Source organism: Streptomyces recifensis, assembly GCF_002154615.1.
In the GTDB taxonomy this organism is placed as follows: Bacteria; Actinomycetota; Actinomycetes; order Streptomycetales; family Streptomycetaceae; genus Streptomyces; species Streptomyces griseoluteus.
Genome location: NZ_MUNH01000775.1, coordinates 1 through 2372, shown reverse-complemented (window position 1 = coordinate 2372; position 2372 = coordinate 1). Strand labels below are relative to the sequence as shown.

The following is a 2372-nucleotide window of genomic DNA, read 5'->3' as shown; positions in this document are numbered from 1 at the left end:
GCGCAGGGCGTCGTTGGAGCCGTACAGCAGGGTGTCGTGGCGTGTGCGGTGGATCGTCTCCAGCTCTTTCATGAGCTGCTGGTCGTCCAGTCGGCTGGGGTCGACTCCGGTCATGGTGGTGCCCCCGTTCGTCGGGTTCCGCGGTCCCGAGGTCCACTGGTCCTGAGGTCCACTGTACGAAGATCCCGCTCCCCCGGCCTCCGCGCGCGTACCCCGGCGGCGGCACAAGAAAGGCGCGCTTCGGGGTAGGGGGTCGAACATGAGCGCAGATGTCGACCTCACCGCTGTCCCGGCCACCGGCCGCACCGTCCTGCGCCGGCTCCTGGCGGCCGACGCCCGGCTCTTCGAGGTGGCCGCCCGGCGGAACTGGCCCGGCGGGCAGAAGGTGCTGCCCCGCCTGAGCCGCAGCGCCAACCACGGCGTGCTGTGGTTCGCCGCGGCCGGCGCGATCGCCGCCACCCGCACTCCGAGAGCGCGCCGGGCCGCCGTGCGGGGGCTCGCCTCGCTGAGCCTGGCCTCGCTGACCGTCAACACCCTCGGCAAGCGGTCGGTGCGCCGCACCCGGCCGGTGCTGGACCCGGTGCCGCTGTCCCGGCGGCTCAAGCGGCAGCCCATCACCACCTCCTTCCCGTCCGGCCACTCCGCCTCGGCCGCCGCCTTCGCGGCCGGGGTCGCGCTGGAGTCCCCGGCGTGGGGCGCGGCGGTGGCGCCGGTGGCCTTCGCGGTGGCGACGTCGCGGGTGTACACCGGCGCGCACTTCCCGAGCGACGTGCTGGCCGGTGCGGCGCTCGGAGTCGGGGCCGCGTTCGTGGTGCGCAAGCTGGTGCCGACGCGGGCGGCCGCCCGCCCGGTGGCCCGGCCGTACGCGGACGCCCCGGCACTGCCGGACGGCGAGGGCCTGGTGATGGTCGCCAACCGCGCCTCGGGCACCGCGGACCGGGTGCGCGCTCTGCACGACGCGCTGCCGCTGGCGGAGATCGTGGAGTGCGAGCCGGAGGAGGTCCGGGCCGAGCTGGCCAAGGCGGCGGCGCGGGCACGGGTCCTCGGGGTGTGCGGCGGCGACGGCACGGTGAACGCGGGCGCGGAGGTCGCCCTGCTGCACGGTCTGCCGCTGGCCGTGCTGCCCGGCGGCACCCTGAACCACTTCGCGTACGACCTCGGGGTGGAGGACGCCGCCGGACTGGCCGCCGCCGTCCGCGCGGGCGAGGCGGTCCAGGTGGACCTCGGCAAGTTCACCGCCGACGACCGCTCCAGCGTCTTCGTGAACACCCTGAGCCTGGGCGTCTACCCGGAGCTGGTGCGCGAGCGCGAGCACTGGTCGCCCCGCATCGGGGGCTGGGCGGCCGGGGTGCTGGGCGCGGTAAAGGTGCTGCGCAGGGACCGGCACCCGCTGGTGGTCGAGGCGGCCGGCAAGCGGCACCCGCTGTGGATGCTGTTCGTCGGCAACGGCGTCTACCGTCGCAGCGGCCTGGGCGCCGGGCGCCGCACCGAGCTGTCGGACGGCCCGCTGGACGTACGGGTGGTGCACGGCAACGGCTGGCCGACGCTGCGTCTGCTGGCGGCCGCCGTGGCGGGCCCGCTCAGCCGGTCCCAGGGCCACGCGGCGGTCCAGCTCGGCCGGCTGCGCCTGTCGGGCCTCGCGCCGGGCACCCCGCTGGCGTACGACGGCGAGGTCACCTCGGTGTCCGGCACGGTGACGGTGGAGAAGCTGCCGGAGATCCTCACGGCGTACAGCCCGCGTCCACTCGGTGCCTGACGGCTCGTCAGTCCGTATCGCGGAACGGCGGTCTCAGCATCCGGGTGGCGGGCGTACCGTGACGCCATGCCGGAGACACGCGAGACCGCCGTCTACACCCACGGGCACCACGAGTCGGTGCTGCGTTCGCACACATGGCGCACGGCCGCCAACTCGGCCGCTTACCTGCTCGGTTCGCTCGAACCGGACATGCGCGTCCTCGACATCGGCTGCGGCCCCGGCACCATCACCGCCGACCTCGCCGCGCTGGTCCCCGACGGCCGGGTGACCGGCGCCGACCGCGCCCCCGGCATCCTGGAGCAGGCCCGCGCCACCGCCGAGAGGCGGGGTCTGGCCAACGTGGACTTCGAGGTGGCCGACGTACACTCCCTCGGCCACCCCGACGGCACCTTCGACGTGGTCCACGCCCATCAGGTGCTCCAGCACGTGGGCGACCCGGTGGGCGCGCTGCGCGAGATGGCCCGGGTGACCCGGTCCGGCGGGCTGATCGCGGTGCGCGACGCGGACTACGCGGCCATGACCTGGTACCCGGCCGTGTCCGGCCTGGACGACTGGCTCGACCTGTACCGGCGCGTCGCGCGGGCCAACGGCGGCGAACCGGACGCCGGTCGGCGGC

The 2372-nt window shown here is 75.4% G+C and carries 3 protein-coding genes; 2 read left to right on the top strand and 1 reads right to left on the bottom strand.

All coding sequences use genetic code 11. The features are described 5' to 3' along the window. Positions 1–114: DUF6158 family protein (locus tag CCN33_RS33380; protein ID WP_244173981.1), on the bottom strand; the 114-nt coding region annotated here is incomplete at its 3' end. 145 nt (positions 115–259) lie between these two features. On the opposite strand from CCN33_RS33380, the gene CCN33_RS29590 reads away from it, so the two are divergent. Further along, positions 260–1756: a bifunctional phosphatase PAP2/diacylglycerol kinase family protein gene (locus CCN33_RS29590; protein WP_086696417.1), complete on the top strand. Its 1497-nt coding sequence runs from the start codon at positions 260–262 to the stop codon at positions 1754–1756. A 66-nt stretch (positions 1757–1822) separates the two neighbouring features. Continuing rightward, positions 1823–2372, top strand: a 550-nt coding sequence (locus CCN33_RS29585) for a class I SAM-dependent methyltransferase (RefSeq protein ID WP_086696416.1), incomplete at its 3' end; no start/stop codon positions are given.

Excerpts from the sequence above, each read along its gene's own strand:
- CCN33_RS29590 (WP_086696417.1), top strand. The coding sequence starts at position 260 with ATGAGCGCAGATGTCGACCTCACCGCTGTCCCGGCCACCGGCCGCACC.